Annotated in this window: 10 protein-coding genes and 1 pseudogene; 8 read left to right on the forward strand and 3 right to left on the reverse strand. The window is 73.0% G+C overall.

The annotated features are described in order from the left end of the window. Positions 1–155: 155 nt before the first annotated feature. The 4 genes and pseudogenes from OG896_RS36545 to OG896_RS36560 form a co-directional block, all read left to right on the forward strand. Positions 156–860 (forward strand): annotated as a pseudogene (locus OG896_RS36545) (AAA family ATPase); the annotation flags it as partial. A gap of 18 nt (positions 861–878) precedes the next feature. Further along, positions 879–1,094: a hypothetical protein gene (locus tag OG896_RS36550; RefSeq protein WP_328460727.1), complete on the forward strand. Its 216-nt coding sequence runs from the start codon at positions 879–881 to the stop codon at positions 1,092–1,094. A gap of 408 nt (positions 1,095–1,502) precedes the next feature. After that, positions 1,503–3,320, forward strand: coding sequence for an RICIN domain-containing protein (locus OG896_RS36555; protein WP_329372301.1), 1,818 nt, complete (start codon positions 1,503–1,505; stop codon positions 3,318–3,320). Between the two features lie 48 nt (positions 3,321–3,368). Continuing rightward, positions 3,369–4,139: a hypothetical protein gene (locus OG896_RS36560; protein ID WP_329372302.1), complete on the forward strand. Its 771-nt coding sequence runs from the start codon at positions 3,369–3,371 to the stop codon at positions 4,137–4,139. A 73-nt stretch (positions 4,140–4,212) separates the two neighbouring features. On the opposite strand, the gene OG896_RS36565 is transcribed toward OG896_RS36560, so the two are convergent. After that, a complete protein-coding gene (locus OG896_RS36565; protein ID WP_329372304.1) occupies positions 4,213–6,246 on the reverse strand; it encodes an NPCBM/NEW2 domain-containing protein in 2,034 nt (677 codons plus the stop codon). A gap of 341 nt (positions 6,247–6,587) precedes the next feature. Further along, positions 6,588–7,760 carry a UDP-N-acetylglucosamine--N-acetylmuramyl-(pentapeptide) pyrophosphoryl-undecaprenol N-acetylglucosamine transferase gene (locus tag OG896_RS36570; RefSeq protein ID WP_328473770.1) on the reverse strand — a complete coding sequence of 391 codons (1,173 nt, stop codon included), beginning with the start codon at positions 7,758–7,760 and terminating at the stop codon, positions 6,588–6,590. A 194-nt stretch (positions 7,761–7,954) separates the two neighbouring features. Here OG896_RS36570 and OG896_RS36575 point away from each other — a divergent pair, with 194 nt between their 5' ends. Continuing rightward, entirely contained in the window at positions 7,955–8,395 is a 441-nt protein-coding gene (locus OG896_RS36575) for a hypothetical protein (RefSeq protein ID WP_329372305.1), read from the forward strand. A gap of 50 nt (positions 8,396–8,445) precedes the next feature. On the opposite strand, the gene OG896_RS36580 is transcribed toward OG896_RS36575, so the two are convergent. Beyond that, positions 8,446–10,818, reverse strand: coding sequence for a right-handed parallel beta-helix repeat-containing protein (locus OG896_RS36580; RefSeq protein ID WP_329372307.1), 2,373 nt, complete (start codon positions 10,816–10,818; stop codon positions 8,446–8,448). 470 nt (positions 10,819–11,288) lie between these two features. Between OG896_RS36580 and OG896_RS36585 the strand changes: the two genes are divergently transcribed. The 3 genes from OG896_RS36585 (at position 11,289) to OG896_RS36595 (ending at position 16,568) form a co-directional block, all read left to right on the forward strand. After that, positions 11,289–12,935, forward strand: coding sequence for an MFS transporter (locus OG896_RS36585; RefSeq protein WP_329372309.1), 1,647 nt, complete (start codon positions 11,289–11,291; stop codon positions 12,933–12,935). 9 nt (positions 12,936–12,944) lie between these two features. Beyond that, positions 12,945–13,898, forward strand: a complete 954-nt coding sequence (locus tag OG896_RS36590) for an NADP-dependent oxidoreductase (RefSeq protein ID WP_329372312.1) — start codon at positions 12,945–12,947, stop codon at positions 13,896–13,898. Positions 13,899–14,372: 474 nt separating this feature from the next. Beyond that, complete coding sequence (locus OG896_RS36595; RefSeq protein WP_329372314.1) at positions 14,373–16,568, forward strand: thiamine pyrophosphate-dependent enzyme; 2,196 nt, start codon at positions 14,373–14,375, stop codon at positions 16,566–16,568. Positions 16,569–16,613: the final 45 nt, after the last annotated feature.

A 16,613-nucleotide genomic window follows, 5' to 3' on the forward strand; every position in this document is an offset into this window, starting at 1 on the left:
CGGGATTCGGCTCGTCCGATCCCTTCAGCGATCTGCTGAACCGCTTCGTCGGGATGTCGCCTGGCTCGTCGCCCCCGGCGGTGCGGCGGGTCCCGATCGGGAGGCTGCTGAGCGAGTCCGCCCACGAACCGGTCAACTCGGCCGCGCGCAGGGCCGAGGAGGACGACGCCGCGCAGCTGGTCGGCGCCCCGCCCGGATACGTCGGCTACGAGGAGGCGGGCCGGCTCACCGGGAAGACGCGCCGCCAGCCGTACAGCGTGGTGCTCTTCGACGAGGTGGAGAAGGCGCACCGCGACGTCTTCAACACGCTGCCGCAGATCCTCGACGACGGGCGCCTGACCGACTCCCAGGGCCGCACGGTCGACTTCCGGCACTGCGTGGTCATCATGACGTCCGGCATCGGCGCCCAGCGGATCATCGCCCACCAGGGTGACGTGGCCGAGATCAAGGACGAGTTGATGGCGGACCCGCGGGGGCGCTTCCTGCCCGAGTCCCTCAACCGCAACGACGACATCATCCTCTTCCACAGCCTCACCGAGGACGACCTGGCGCGGGTCGAGGACCATCCGCCGGACCTGAGCAAGCACCGCGTGCGCGCGCAGGGCATGACGCCGGAGGTCACGGAGAGCGCGAAGAAACCCCTGGTCGCGCACGGGCAAAAGCCGGAGTTCGGCGCCCGCCCGCTGCGGCGCACGATCCAGGCGGAACCCGACAACCGGATCGCGTCCCTGCTGCTCGGCGGCGAGGCGGACCCGGGCGACACCATCGTCGCCGACGTCGAGGACAACTCGCTGCACTGCACGGTCCGCCCGAAGCCGGCCGACGCCGGCGACGGTATCGCGGACGACAACGCATCCTGAGAGCGGGGCGAGGCCACCATGGCGCATCACCACAAGTCGAACAAGGCCGTCGAGGGGAACCCGGAGACCGGACACGGGCGCGGCATGCCCGAACGGCCCGACGAGGCTGAACTCCAGGAGCAGACCGAGGAGGACCGGCGGGAGGTGGGCCTGCCCGCGGACCCCGGCGCCGCCCGCACCCGGCCGGAGGAACCCGAGGAGTCCGAGGAGCCCGGGGAGCCCGGTTCCGGCTGACCGGATCGAGCGGAGCATCGGCCGCTCCGGCGGCCTCGGTGGCCCGGCGCGCCCACCAGCGCGCCGGGCCACCGGCCGTGCCCGCGGTCGCACGCTCGGGTGTTATCGATGCCAATCCCGTTGCCGGGCGCGGTCGTCGGCCGGGCGTGGGCGCCGGTGCCGCTTCCCCGTGCGCGCCCGCCGACCGGTGGCGAACGTGGGGGAACGTCGCCAACTCCCGTGAGCGGCAAGCCGATCGCGGGGGAGCGCAGGCCGTGGAGCCGTAACTTCTGTGTACTCGTGGGGCGGCAGCTCTAGTGTTATCGATGCCAACGGACTAGGGTTCCGGGCAACTTCGCGCACGCCCGCCGTCCGCGCGCGGCCGTCCAGGCCCGCCCGACGGCCCACCCCCCGAGACGAAGGACTGGCATGGCACACCCCCGAAAAAGACTGGCCGTGGCGCTGCTGGCCGCGGCCATGGCCGTGGTCGGCGCCGGCGCGTCAGCCGCCTCGACCGCGACGGCGGCTCCGGCGGCCACCACCGGCTACACGGTCTCCGTCGGGTCGAAGGGCACCTTCGCCTACCCCACCGACACCCCGGCCAGTTCGTACATCGACAAGGACGGCACCTACTACTTCCAGCAGTCCGACGGCGAGTACGGCCCGACCGGGCCGCGGTACTGGGACTTCTTCACCGGCACGAACCTGGAGACCGCGACCCGCTCCAGCGCGATCAGCGACGCGGTGAACCCGGCCAACCCGCAGGACCGCAACAACGACACCACCTGGCGCTGTGACAACAGCCCCACCGGCAAGACGGCCACCAACGCCCCGGCCGGCTCCGGCTACACCCAGCGCAACTTCTGCGACCTGGTGGGCACATGGGTCGACCCGGACACCGGCAACTGGTACGGGCTGGTGCACAACGAGTTCACCCCGCAGCCCTTCGGCGACGGCATCCACTACGACGCGATCGACTACGCGGAGTCCACCGACCAGGGCAGGACGTGGACCATCAAGGGCCACGCGCTGACCTCGCCGTACAGCACCACCCGCGGCGACAGCACGGCGTTCCCGCAGCAGAGCTACTACTACGGCGACGGTGACCAGCGGCTGTTCGTCGACACCGCCTCGGGGTACTTCTACGTCTACTACGGCTCCCGCGCGGTGGACAAGAACGGCAGCTGGAAGGCGTTCTACGAGCACGTGGCCCGCGCCCCGATCTCGGCGAAGATGGCGCCCGACTCCTGGCAGAAGTGGTACGACGGCTCCTGGTCGCAGCCCGGCACGGGCGGCAAGGAAAGCAACATCGTGCCGGTCGACTCGCCCGGTGACACCGGCTACACGGCCCCGTCGGCGGAGTACGACCCGGCCACCCCCGGAACCGTCGAGCAGCAGGTCGCGGCCGGCACCGCGCCGCCCACCTCACCGCTGTTCGTGATGGACGTCTCCTACGACGCCTACCTCGGCCTCTACATCGGCGAGCCGCAGGCGGTCGACCAGAGCGGGAACGCGCCCCAGCAGTTCTACGCCACCGCCGACCTGGCCACGCAGAAGTGGACCCTGCTCGGCGACACCGGCGGGTACACCACCGCGTCGTGGTACCGCTGGATGCTGGACGGCGCCAACAAGACCAGCTCCACCATCGTCGGCAAGACCTTCCGCGCGTACTGCTCCATCGCCTGCGCGGACGGCTCCGACGGGCAGTACGCCGACGTGACGATCGACGCGGCCAAGTCCGCCGCGGCCCCGGTCGTCTCGGACCGGTCCTACACGATCGCGAGCGGCGCGGGGAGGGTGCTCACCCAGTCCCGCGGCGCGCACTCCGCCACCGCCCGGCCCGCCGCGGCCCGATCGGCCGCGCAGGCATGGAAGTTCACCGCGAACGGCGACGGCTCCTACCGGATCACCAACGCCGCCACCGGCCAGGCGCTCGGCGTCCCCACCACCTCCACGGCCACCCGCGCCTGGGGGACCAAGCCGACCGTCACCCCGCTCGGCGCCGGCGGACCCACCGTCGGGCAGCAGTGGTTCGTCATCCCCGGCACGTCCGCCCACGGGGCGAAGACCGGCACCTTCCGGCTGGTCAACCGGTACAGCGGCCTGGTGCTCGGACTGTCCGCCGACCCCCGGCGCGGCACCGAGACCACCCCGGCCCGCAGTTGGACCGACCACACCGGTAGCGCCGTCGGCGGTCACCGGAGTGCCGCGGAGCAGACCCTCACGCTGACCGCGGCCCGCCGGTAGCACACCAGCACACCCACCCCACCCCCCACCCAGACAAGGGGAACAGACATGGCATCGACAGCGACGACTCTTCGCCGGTGCGCCTTAGTGGGCGCCGCGGCAGCGATGGTGATGGCGGTACCGCAGATGGCGTCGGCCTCGGTCGGCGGCGGCAACGTGGCGGTGAGCTGGTCGATCCCGGGCACCCCCGCGTCCGGGCTGACCAACATCACCTTCCCGTTCACGGTCAACCCCGCGACCGCCCACCAGTCCGGCACGTACTTCGCGCAGCAGTTCGGCTTCACCAACGCCCCCGACGTCGGCTACACCGGCCTGCAGCCGCGTGCCGACAGCGGCGGCCACGAGCGGCTGCACGGCGTCTTCTCCAGCTTCAACGCCGGCACCACCACGTCGGACCCGAACTGCAGCGACGGAGCCGACGGCGGCGCGGGTGTCAGCTGCGCCGTCGAGTTCGACGGGGTGTACGGCCACCAGTACGCGCTCAAGGTGGTCAAGTCCGGCTCCGACACCTGGACCGGGACCGCCACCGACACGGTCACCGGCGTGTCCACGCACATCGGCTCGTACACCCTGCCGGCCGGCAGCGGGAACCTGCAAGGCTCCCAGGGCGGGTTCGTCGAGTACTACGCGGGCATTCCCAGCTGCGCGCAGATGCCCAGGACCGACGCCGTGTTCGGTGGTCCGACCACCACCGACGCGGGCGGTCTGGGCGGCACGTCCAGGGCCGACTACGAGTACAGCGACTGCGTCGGGGAGTCCGGCTACCAGGCCGCCGACGACGGCTCCGGCACGCACATCACCCGCGGCTTCGTCTCGTAGCCGAGCGGTTCCGGAAAGGCCCTGTGGCGGCGACGCGTGAACGCGTCGCCGCCACAGGCGTGATGAGGGACGGTCAGGAGCAGGTGACCTGGGCGTCGGCCCAGTCCGCGTGGTCGCTGTCGTTGCCGTCGCCGCCGTCGGTGACGATCAGCTGGACCTGCTGGGCGCCGGTGACCTCGGCGCTGAGCGGCTTGGGTCCGTCGGAGTTCTTCAGCACTCCGCTGTCGGCGACCTGCTTGCCGTCGGCGTTCACCTCGAACTCGACGGTGCCCTTGCCGTTCTTCTCGTCGTCGACGCCGACGGTCGCGGTGACCTTGGAGCAGCCGCCGCCGAGGTAGTAGGTGATGGTGCTCGGCGCGTTGGTGCCCAGGCCCTTGGCGAAGACGGTGCCGCCGATGGTGATCGGCTTGCCGTCGCCGGCCGCGGTCTCACCGTTGCTCTCGTCCTTCTCGACCGGCCCCCACCCGTTGGTGGCGGTGACCCAGTCCAGGTCGCTGAGGTAGCTGGTGCCGGACGGCGGCGGCACCTCGACGGTGACGCTGCCCGCCAGGGGCACGGTGACCTGCTTGCGGCCGAGCGGCTGGTCGTAACTGACCGTGCCGGACAGGGTGTAGGAGCCCGGCTTGGTCCCGGCCGGCACGGTGACCTTCCACGGCGTGCTGAACGTACGGCCCTTGGGCAGCAGCAGGCCACGGGTGGCGCCGGCGGCCTTCACCGTCCAGCCGGTCGGGCCGTTGAGGGTGACGCCGACCCCGGTGGCGGGCAGCGCGCCGAGGTTGGTGGCGTAGCTGTCGACCGTCGCGCTCTTGCCGGGCTCGATGTGGTCGGGCGCGTGGGAGACGCCGGTGTCGAGCAGCGCCGGGTCGAGCAGGGCGGCCGCGCCGGCGGTGGCGCTGCCGCTCACCCGCAGCAGCACGGTGCCGTGCGCGGGCACGGTCGCGGCCAGGGTGCCGGCGCTGTCGTAGTCGGTGTGGCTCCACAGGTCGCGCACGGCGTAACTGCCGCGCTGCGGCAGGCCGGCGGCCTTGGCGGTGGTGGAGATGTGCTGGGCGGCGTCGGAGGAGTTGAACAGGGCCACGGCCCGGTCGCCGTTGGCCAGCTTCTTGCTCAGGACGTACGCGCCGCCGCTGGAGGAGACCACGGTGGCCGCCGAGCCCAGCGGGTCCTGGTTGAGCGCGATGACGTCCTTGTTGCCGAGGATCGCCAGCGTCTCCGGGGTGGCCTTGCGCAGGTCGGTGCCGATGAGCAGCGGCGAGTCCATGATCGACCACAGCGAGAAGTGGCTGCGGTACTCCGTGTCGGTCATCCCGCCGTTGCCGACCTCCAGCATGTCCGGGTCGTTCCAGTGGCCCGGTCCCGAGTCGGCGCCCAGCGGCATGTTCGCCTTGGCGATGCCCAGCATGCTCGACCAGGAGTCGTTGATGTCGCCCGTGGTGCGCCAGGAGTTGCCGACGTCGCCGGCCCACTCCCACGGGTTCTGGTCGCCCCACTCGCACAGCGAGTAGACGATCGGGCGGCCGGTCGCCTTCAGCGCGTCACGCATCGCGGTGTAGCGCTTGACGTAGTCGGCGCGGGTGCCGTCGCTCTGGTTGTTGCAGTTGTCGTACTTGAGGTAGTCCACGCCCCAGTCCGCGAACGACTGCGCGTCGGTGGTCTCGTGGCCGAGGCTGCCCGGGTATCCGGCGCAGGTGGCGGTGCCGGCGTCCTCGTAGATGCCGAGCTTGAGGCCCTTGGAGTGCACGTAGTCGGCGGTGCCCTTGATCCCGTCGGGGAACTTCGCCGGGTCCGGGACGAGCCGTCCGTCGGCGTCGCGGGTGTGCGTCTGCCAGCAGTCGTCGATGTTGACGTAGGTGTAGCCGTCGTCCTTCAGCCCGGAGCTGACCAGGTAGTCGGCGGTCTGCTCGATGAGCTGCTCGCTGACGTTGCAGCCGAAGGAGTTCCAGTCGTTGAAGCCCATCGGCGGCGTCAGCGCGAGGCCGTTGTCGAGTGCGGAGGCGGGCGCCGCGGCGACGGCCACTTCCGCGGTCACGGCCACGGCACCGAGGCCACCGGCCCACAGCGCGCCGGCGGTCGCACAGGCGATCAGCCTGCGGACGGATCTTGGCATAGAAGTTCCTCTGCTCGCGGTGTCGATGAACCGAACTGAACAGGACCGACCCGGTCGGCCCTTGGAGCGTGCGCAATTGTGCCGATCGTCCGGCTGACGGCGGCTGTTGCGCAGACAATTCAACGTAATGAAACAGAGTCGAGCATTTTCTTTCGCGGCCACACCGTAGGAGCCGTGACGCGGCTTTGACAAGAGCCGTGCAGCGGGCAATCAACGCGGCCCCGGCGCGGCGCGGGTGGCGCGCGGGCCGGAAAAACGTAAGGGCCCGGGGAGCACCCGGGCCCGTACGTCGTACGCCTAACGCTGTCTGCCTTACGTCATATGCCTTACCGGCGTTGCCGTCACGAGGACGCCGCCGCGACGGAGAGCAGCACGTCCACGAGGCGGTCCGCCGCGTCGGGGCGGCCGTGGGCGCGGGCGCGTTCGGCCATCGCGGCGCGGCGCGCGGGGTCGGTCAGCAGCGGGCCGGCCGCGCCCAGCAGGCGGTCGGCGGTGACCTCGCCGATGAGCGCGACGGCGGCGCCGGACTCCTCCAAGTGCCGTGCGTTGTGCGCCTGTTCGTTGCCCGCGGAGGTGGCGAGCGGGATGAAGACGGCCGGCTTGCCGAGGGCGGTCAGCTCCGCGAGGGTGCCGGCGCCGCTGCGGGAGACCACGAGGTCGGCGAGCGCGAGGACGTCGGGGAGTTCGGGGCCGACGAAACCCGTCAGGTGGTAGCGGGCCGTCAACTGCGGGTGCAGCGAGGCCACATGGCGGCGCAGGTCGTCCACGTTGGCCGGGCCGCACTGGTGGATGACGTTCGCCCGCTCCAGCAGCCAGGGCAGCGCGTCGCGCACCACGTCGTTGATCTGCTGCGAGCCCTGCGCGCCGCCGGTGACGTACACCGTGGGCAGGCGCCGGTCGAAGCCGTACAGGTTCAGCGCGTCGATCGCCTTGTCCGGGTGGCCGGAGAGCACCTCGGGGCGGATCGGGTTGCCGGTCACCACCGCGAGGGGGCGCAACTGCTCGGGCAGCAGGGCGAGCGAGGAGTCGGAGGACAGCGCGATCCGGGCGGCGGAGCCGGCCAGTTTGCGGTTGGCCAGGCCCAGCCGCACCGTCTGCTCGTGCAGCACCAGCGGGCGCTTGCACATGCGCGTGGCCAGGCCCGCGGGCACCGCGACGTAGCCGCCGGTGGCGAGCACCACGTCCGGCCGGAACCCGGAGACGATCTTCCGGGCCTGCGCGACACCGAGCGGCACCCGGGCCATGTCCCGCATGTTGGCCGGCGACGCCATCTTCAGCGGGTTGCTGGAGCGGCGGATCTTGCCGGTGACGACCGTGTTGAACGCGATGCCCTCGGCCGGGGCGACCCGCGCCTCCAGCCCCTCCTCGGTGCCGATCCACAGGACGTCGAGCGATCCGCCGCCGGCCGCCAGCCGGGCCTGGAGGGTACGGATCGCGGTGAGCGCGGGATACGTGTGTCCACCGGTGCCGCCTCCGGTGACGATCAGCCGGAAGGAGGACGGGACGGGTGGCATGGCAGAGGCATTGTTCACGCGCGCACACTATCGACTGCGGGCACGCCACGGGCGCCACGGTACGGGCGGGCGGCATGGTAAGGGAGCCACGGCACGGGCAACGCGGTACGGACGGCACGGCACGGCACGGTACGGGGACGGCGTGCGCGCGTGCGGGCCCCCTTCCGTCCTCCGGCGGCAATACGCTGCCCGGCATGGAAGCGACGCTGACCCTCAACTACCCGGCCCCGATAGCGGCGGGACACGAGATCGAGGTGACCGAGTTCGCCGACACACGGCCGGAGAAGAAGCGCAGCAGGTGGTACCCGGCGTGGGACCAGCCCTTCCGGCACCCGGTGATCCTCGACGTCACGACCGGCATCCGGTACATGAACCACATGCACGTCCACCGCGGGGACAACGGCGGCAACAGCTTCGCCCCGAACGACTACCCGCTCGAACCCCGCACGGACCTCCCGGTCAGGCGCGTCTACCGGGCCCGGGTGAAGGCGTGCGCGCTGGTGATGGTGGAAGGGCTCGACCAGCAGCACACGAAGCTCGTCGTCGACGTGCTCGGCCCGGCGGTCCCGGGCGGCCCGGGCGCGAGTGGCGCGGGCGGCCCGAGGGGTGAGCCGGAGGACCGCCGCCCCCACTAGCCGGGCTCGCTCTCCTGCCGCTCCACCTGCTGCTCCACCTGCTGCTCCTGCTACTGCTCCTGCTGCTGCTGTTGCTGCGACGGGGGCCGCCAGGGCAGGTCGGCGGGGTCCAGGTGGGTCAGCTCGTCGAGGGTCGGGGCGCCTACCGCGGACAGGCGCTCGGCCTGGTTCTCCATCATCGACTCGAACAGGTTGCGCGCGTCACGGGCGTTACCGGGCGTGTCCCCGCCGGCCTGCCGCTCGAAGTACGCGAGCAGGTGCCGTCGCACGGCGTCGTCGAGGACGTACCGGGCCCGGGAGGCGGTGAGTTCGACGATGCGCAGCAGCTCGGCCGGGGAGTAGGGCGGGAACTCGATGGTGCGCGAGAAGCGCGAGCTCAGCCCGGGGTTGGCGGCCAGGAACTGCCCCATCTCCGCGGTGTAGCCGGCGACGATCACCACCACGTCGTCGCGGTGGTCCTCCATCAGCTTGACCAGCTCGTCGATCGCCTCCTGGCCGAAGTCGGAGTTGGCGCCGAAGGTGCGCGCCAGGGCGTACGCCTCGTCGATGAACAGCACGCCGCCGCGGGCCGCCAGGAACGCCTCGCGGGTCTTCGGCCCGGTGTGCCCGAGATACTTGCCGACGAGGTCGCTGCGGGCCACCTCGTGGACGGCGCCGTCGGCGAGCACGCCGAGCGAGGCGAGGACGCGGCCGTAGAGGCGGGCGACCGTGGTCTTGCCGGTGCCGGGCGGGCCGGAGAAGACGAGGTGGCGGCTGAGCGGCGGGGTCGGCAGGCCGACGGCGCGCCGCTGCTCGGCCAGCCGGATGATGTTCACCTGGGTGCGCACCTGGCGCTTCACCGGTTCGAGGCCGATGAGTTCGGCGAGCTCGGCCATCGGGTCGCCGGGGTCGGCGGGGGCCGCGGCACGGGCAGGGGCGCCCGGGTCGCTGGTGTCTCCGGCGCCGGCCGCCGGCGCGGGCCGGCCCGTGGCCCCCGCCGCCCCCGCCGCCCCCGCCGCCCCCGCCGCCCCCGGCGGCAGAGGGCGCCCGCCCGCGGTGGAGCCGATGACCTCCTGCACGCAGTCGTCCTCGACGGCCAGGTCCCCGCCCGCGTTGCCGGTCAGGACGCTGTCGCGCAGCGTCAGCCGGGCCGTCCCGGTGCCCCGCACGCCCGCCGCGGCGCCGTCGCGCACCGTCAGTTCCGTCGCGTCGAGCCGGGCCGACCCGGACAGCAGGACACCGGTGCCGCCGGCGCCCGTGACCTCGCAGTTCCGGGCGGTCAGCCGCGCGTCGCCCGCCAGCGAGACGCCCTCGCGGCGCGGTCCTTCGACGGTGGTGCCGGTGAGCTCCAGCAGCGCCCGGCCCTTCGGCGCGTCCACGCCCTGCCCGCAGCCGGTCAGCAGGCCGTCGGTGATCCGCGCGGACATCGCCTGCCCGACCCGCACCCCCACGTCGGCGCCGGACAGCCGCAGGCCGGTGACCTCGCCGCGCCCCTCCTCCAGCCACAGGCCGATCTCGCTCCCCTGGATACGCAGGTGACGTGCCGTCAGGATGCCTCCTCCGCCGAGGTACAGGCCGTAGCGGACCGCGCCGCGGCTCTCGCAGTCCGTCGCCTCGACCCTGCTGCGGGTGTTCACGGTCAGGGCGCTGACCCGGGCGTCGGCCACCGTCACGCGGGAGAGTTCCACGGTGCTGCCGTCGGTCGCCCACACCCCGCGCTCGCACCGTTCGATCGTGCAGTCGCCGATCTCGGCCTGCGACTGCTGCATCACGTCCACGCCGGACTTGTGCGCGTCGCGTACGACGGTGTCGGTCATGGTGAGCCGGGAGTCGTCGGACACGACCACCGCCGCGCTGCCGGTGCCGGTCAGGGTGCAGCCGCTGATCCGCAGCGTGGCGCTCTCCGCGCGGACGCCGTGGCCCGAGGGGTCGGTGATCGCCCCGCCGGAGATCCGCAGCGAGCCGCCCTCCTTGACCCACACGCCGTTCGTCCGGGAGGCCAGCAGCTCGCAGTCCTCCAGCACCCCCGACGCCCCCGTGAGGTACACCGGCCCGGAACGCGCCGTCGACCCGCGCATCGTCACGCCGGTGCCGTGCTCGGCCCGCAGGCTCGCGCCGGTCTTCCCCAGCCCGCGCAGTTCGCAGTTCTCGACGGTCAGGCTGCCGCCGTGGCAGTGCAGCACGGTGCCCGCGTAGTTGGTCAGCGACAGGCCGCGGAAGACCACCGTGCCGGAGCAGGTGGCGGTGGTGCCCTCCGCCGCCACGATGCTGACCGGTCCGCCGACCGCCCCGAACTCGACGTCGCCGGTGACGGTCAGCGCCTCCTGGTACGTCCCGGTCTCGATCAGCACCGACAGCGGGCGTTTGCGGGTCCCTTCGAGCGCGGCGCCGATCGATCGGTAGGCGCCGCGCCTGGAGCGGGAGACGTGGACGGTGGCCGGCATGGCGCTCCTCTCGGATGACCCGAGCAGAGCAGATGCCCTTCGGGACCCCTCCCGGCCGGCGGCACGAGGCGCGGGAGGGCGCCGCGGCCCGGACGCGACGCGGCGGGGTCTGTGCCGGAGATGAGAAGTGCGCGGAAGCGTGCAAGAGTCCTTGACGCTTACCTACCTAGAAGCTAGCTTCCTTGGCCATGGCTCGGGTTGCTCGGCCGGGTCCACGACGGGATGCAGAGGACCGTTCAGCGTCAGGGCGTCGCCGCACGCGGACAGGCGGCGCGCCAGTTCACGTCCGTGCACGCCAGTCCACGTCCGTCCACGCCAGTCCACGTCAACTCACCTCCATGTCACCTCCCTTCACGCACGGCGATGCGTGAAAACCCTCGGAACGCGGTGCCCGCGCCTGGCTGACAGCCGAATGCCGACCGGCGGCCGTACGCGTCGAGCCAAGGAACGAACCGAAAGGACAAGAGCCGATGGCAACGACGGCATCAGCGATGACCGCGACAGGGCAACCCGACCCCGGACGGTGGCGGGTCCTGTCGATAGGTCTCGTCGGCGCGTTCATGGTCATGTTCGACACGAGCATGATGAACGCGATCCTCCCGACCATGCAGACCGCCCTGCACATGTCGCCGACCCAGGTGACCTGGGCGACCGCCGGATTCTCGCTGGCCGGCGCGGTGACCCTGGTGCCCGCCGGGCGGCTGGGCGACGACTTCGGCCGGCGGCGAATGTTCGTCATCGGCATGGTGCTCTTCCTGCTGGCCTCGCTGTCCTGCGCGCTGGCACCGGACGGCAGTTGGCTGGTCGGCTCCCGCTTCGCCATGGGGGTGGCAGGCAGCATCGTGATCCCGCAGGTCATCGGGCTGATGCAGCAGATGTTCACCGGCAAGGGCCGCAGCAAGGCGTTCGGCGTGTACGCCGCGATCGTGGCCATGTCCACCGCGTGGGGTCCGCTGATCGCGGGGCAGACCGTCGACGGCTTCGGCCACCACGACGGGTGGCGCTACGTCTTCCTGCTGGGCATGCCGATCAGCCTGGTCGCCCTCGTCCTCGGCTACCGGCGGCTGCCGCAGACCCCCCACAAGGGCGCGGGCCACGGCCGGGTCGACCTCGGCGGGATGGCGCTGCTGGGCCTGGCGCTCGTCGCGATCGTGCTGCCGCTCGCCGAGAACGGCGACAAGGGCGTCACCCCGCCGTGGTGGCTGTTGGGCGTGGGCGCCGTCCTGCTGGCCGCCTTCGTGCTGTGGGAGCGGGCCCTCGACCGGCGCGGCGAGCACCCGATGATCAAACCCCGGCTGCTCGTGCTGCCCAGCTTCACCTTCTCCTTCGTCACCTGCCTCTTCTTCTACGCCGCCTTCCCGCCGATCTTCATCCTGCTCCAGCTGTACTTCCAGGCCGGGTTGCACTACTCCGCCCTGCACTCCTCGCTGGGCACCGTGCTCTTCCCGGTCGGTTCGATGTCCGGGGCGCTGATCAGCGGGCGGTTGGTGCCGCGCTTCGGCCGCCGGATGATCGTGGCCGGGTGCCTGATGATGACGGCCGGACTCGCCGCGACCTCGCTGGCCTGCCTGAACTGGGACGGCGGCCACATCGTCTTCGTGCTCTCGCCCGGCCTGCTGGTCTGCGGGCTCGGCGCCGGCTTCGTCATCTCCTCCAACCAGAGCCTGGGCCTGTACGACATCCCCAGGACCGACGCGAGCACGGCCGGCGGGACCTACCAGGTGGGCGTGAAGATCGGCTCGGCGATCGGCATCCCCATCGCCACCTCGGTCTTCTTCTCCACTCTCGCCGACAACCGCGGGAACTTCGCCGACGCGGTGTCCGCGGGCCTGATGATCCCCGCCTGCATGGCGTTCGCGGCCTCGCTGGTCGCCGCGGTGGGACTGGTGCGCACCAAGCAGCGCGGCAGCCGGGAGGTCCCGGAGGGCGGCGACCGCGACCCGCACGATGTGGCGATGGCCCTGAAGGAGGCGCCGTCCGGCGGCAGGCGGGCGGCCCCGGCCGAGCGATCCCGTACGGCCGAGTCATCCCGTACGGCCGAGCCGCGCCGTACGGCCGAGCCACCCCGTGCCGGCGAGGACGCCACCGCCGAGACCACCCGCCGGATCAAGGACTGAGAGCACACCATGCGCATGCGGGCCTACCAACTCACGGGCTTCGACGCCCGCCCCCGGATCACCGACGTCGAACGGCCCATCCCCAGCGAGGGCGAGGTCCTGGTCGAGGTACGCACCTCCTCGGTCAACCCCCTGGACGCCAACATCGCCGCCGGACGCGCCAGACGCTACAAGCGGTACGCCTTCCCCGCCGTCCTCGGCACCGACTTCGCCGGCGTCGTGGCCGCGACCGGCCCCGGTGTCACCGGACCGGCCGTCGGGGAGCGGGTGTTCGGCCTGCTGCACGCGGACACCGTACGGTCCGGCGCGTTCGCCGAGTACGTGACCGTGCCGCAGGGGCAACTGGCCGTGATCCCGGCCGCGTTGGACGACCTGACCGCGGGCGCGCTCGGTCTGGCCGGCGTGACCGCGCTGTCCTGCCTCGACGCGGTCGGGGTGGGGAAGGCGGACACCTTGCTGGTGGTCGGGGCGAGCGGTGGGGTCGGCAGCTTCGCGACCCGGTTCGCCTCCGCCCGGGGCGTGCGCGTGGTCGCGACCGCCCGGCCCGGCGCCGAGGAACGGCACGTCCGCGCCGCGGGCGCCGCCGAGACCGTCGACTGGTCGGCCGGGGACGTCGCCGCGGCGGTACGGGACCGGCACCCGGCGGGGGTGACGGCCGTGATCGACCTGGTGGACCGGGACCCCGCCGCGTTCGCCCCGCTCGTCACTGCGACGCTGGCCGCCGGCGGCCGGGCCGCGTCCACGCTGCGCGCGGCCGACCCGCAGTCGCTGCACGGCATCCCGGCGGTGAACGTACGGCCGCGCGTCGACGCGGAGTTGCTGGATCGGCTCGCCGAGCTGGCGCAGCGCGGTCCGCGGGAATCGCCGGTGACCGCCGCGTACGACTTCGACCGGATCGACGCGGCCTTCGCGGCGCTCGCCGCCGGCGCGGTGGGCAAACTGGCCGTGCGGATCAGCGGGTGACCGGCGAACCGGCGTCGCGGACGGCCCGCGTCGCGATGGTCGGGACGGCCACGTTCGGGGTGGCCGCGGCCTGCCGTACGGGCCTCCGCGGGGGCGCGTCGCCGGGCGAAGGCGCGTGCCGGGTACGCCCGGTGGGACGGGTTGCCGTGGGGAGGCGGCTTGGCGGCGGGGCGTCCGGCGGGCGCGTCTCCCGTGCCGTCGCCGCGGGTCGGCTCCGCGTGGTGGTGACCGGCACATGCGTCCGCGGGGTCGCCGTCGGGCGTCGGGATGACGGCGGGACGCCCGAGCGCATCCGCCGGCTCGCCGTGGGAGGGCGGCCGCCCGGCGCATCGTCGGGCGGCGCGCGCGTCCCCCGCGTCGCCGCGCACCGCCCGTTCCGCGTGGTGTCCGCACGCGCCGGGCACCGTACCCCGCTCCACGCGGACCCGGACGACAGGTTCTGGTCCGTCCCTTCGACCAGAGAGTGCTGCCGCGATGCCCACCGTCCGTGACGCCACCTTCGACGTGCTGCGCCTGCACGGGCTCACCACGATGTTCGCCAACCCCGGCTCGACCGAGGTGCCGTTCCTGACCGACCTCCCCGAGGACCTGCACTTCGTCCTCGCGCTGCACGAGGGCTCGGTTGTCGGGGCGGCGACGGGCTGGGCGATCGCCCGCGACGAGCCGGCGCTGGTCCTGCTGCACACCACGGCCGGGCTGGGCAACGCGGTGGGCGCGCTCGCCACCGCGCGGGCCAACCGGGCCCCGCTGGTGGTCCTCGTCGGCCAGCAGGACCGCCGGCACCTGGCACAGGAGCCGTTCCTCGCCGGACGCCTGGAAGGGCTCGCCGGTGACTACCCGGTGAGCGTGGCGGTCCCGGCGCGGGCCCAGGACGTGCCGGGAGCGGTCGGCCGGGCGGTGCACGCCGCCCGTGCCGGGCGCGGCCCGGCGCTGGTCATCGTGCCGATGGACGACTGGGCGGAGCCCGCGGAGGACCTGCCCGTGCCCGCGCCCGCCGTCCTGCGCCGGGCCACCACCGCGGACCCGGCGGCGGTCGCCGAGGTCGCCGCGCTCGCGGCGCGGGCCCGCAACCCCGCGCTCGTGGTGGGGGCGGGCGCCGACAGCGCCGATACGTGGGCAGCGCTGACCGCGCTCGCCGAGCGCCTCAACTGCCCTGTCTGGCAGGAGCCGTTCGGCGCGCGGGCCGGGTTCCCGCAGGACCACCGGCTGTTCGCGGGCCACCTGCCCGCCGCCCGCGCCCGGCTGCGCGAGGCCCTGGCGCCGTACGACCTGCTGCTCGTCGTCGGCGCCCCCTTCCTGCGCCAATACCCTTACGGGCAAGGGCCGTTGGCGGGGCCCGGTACGCGGGTCGCGGTGGTCACGGACGACCCCGACGAGGCGCACCGAGCGCCGGCCGACCTGGCGGTGGTGACCCCGCTGCCCGACTTCTGCGACCGGCTCGCCCGTCGCGTCCCGCCCCGCGACGGCCGCGAGCCGGATCACGCGCCCCCGCCCACGGGGGAGTTGGCGCCGCACTCCGAGCGGGAAGCGGCGGAGCCGCCGAACTCGGGGGAGTTGGCGCCGCACTCCGAGCGGGAAGCGGCGGAGCCGCTGAACTCGGGGGAAGCGGTGAACGTGCCGAGTGTGCCTGACGTGCTGGACGCGCCGCGCTCGGCGGATGTGCTGAGCGTGCGGGAAGTGTTGGGTTCGCGGGGTGCGTCCCCTGCGCCGGGCGCGCTGGATTCGTCGGCCGGGGTGGACGTGCCGAGTGTGCCTGACGCGTTGGACGCGCCGCGCTCGGCGGATGTGCTGAGCGTGCGGGAAGGGTTGGGTTCGCGGGGCGCGTCTACCGTGTCGGACACCTTGAACTCGCCGGCCGCGGCGGACATGCCGACCGCGCTGGACACGCCGCGCTCGGCGAAGGCGCTGAGCGTGCGGGAAGCGTTGGGTTCGCGGGGTGCGTCCACTGTGCCGGGCGCGTTGAACTCGCCGGCCGGGGTGGACGCGTCGAGCGTGTCGAGTGCCTCGGGTGGGCCGAGCGTGCCTGACGCGTTGAACCCGACAACCCCGCCGATCACGTCGGCCGAGCCGACCCCGCCCGCCTCGCCCGCCGTCGCGAACTCTCCTGGCTCCGGTGGGTCGTTGCGTGCCGCGCAGGTGCTGGCTGTGTTGGCGGGGCGGCTGCCGGTCGAGACGGTGATCGTGGAGGAGACCCCGTCGTCCCGGCCCGACCTGCACGCGCTGCTGCCGGCCCGGCGACCGCTCGGCTTCCTGAGCGCGGCCATGGGCGGCCTCGGCTTCGCCATGCCCGCGGCCGTCGGGCTGCGGATGGGGCAGCCGCGCCGCCCGGTGGTGGCGGTGGTCGGCGACGGCTCGTCGCTGTACCAGATCCAGTCGTTGTGGACCGCCGCGCACTACGGTGTCGGTGTCGTCTTCGTCGTCCTCGCCAACGGGCGGTACGCGATCATGGACCGGCTCGCCGAGCAGCACGGGGGCAAGGCACCCTGGCCCGCGTTCGGCGAAGTGAGCGTCAGCGGCATGGCGGTGGCACTCGGGTGCCCCGCCCGGACGGTCACGCGGTACCCGGAACTGCTCGCGGCCCTCGACGAGATCGTGCCCACGCTGTACTCCCGTACCGAACCCGTCGTCCTCGAAGTCGTGGTCGTACCCGACCCGGAGTTCCGCCCGTGACCGCCCTTCTCCCTCCCTCTCCACCCGCACAGAAAGAGCTGTCGT

The sequence above is a fragment of the Streptomyces sp. NBC_00669 genome, assembly GCF_036226785.1.
Classification (GTDB): domain Bacteria; phylum Actinomycetota; class Actinomycetes; order Streptomycetales; family Streptomycetaceae; genus Actinacidiphila.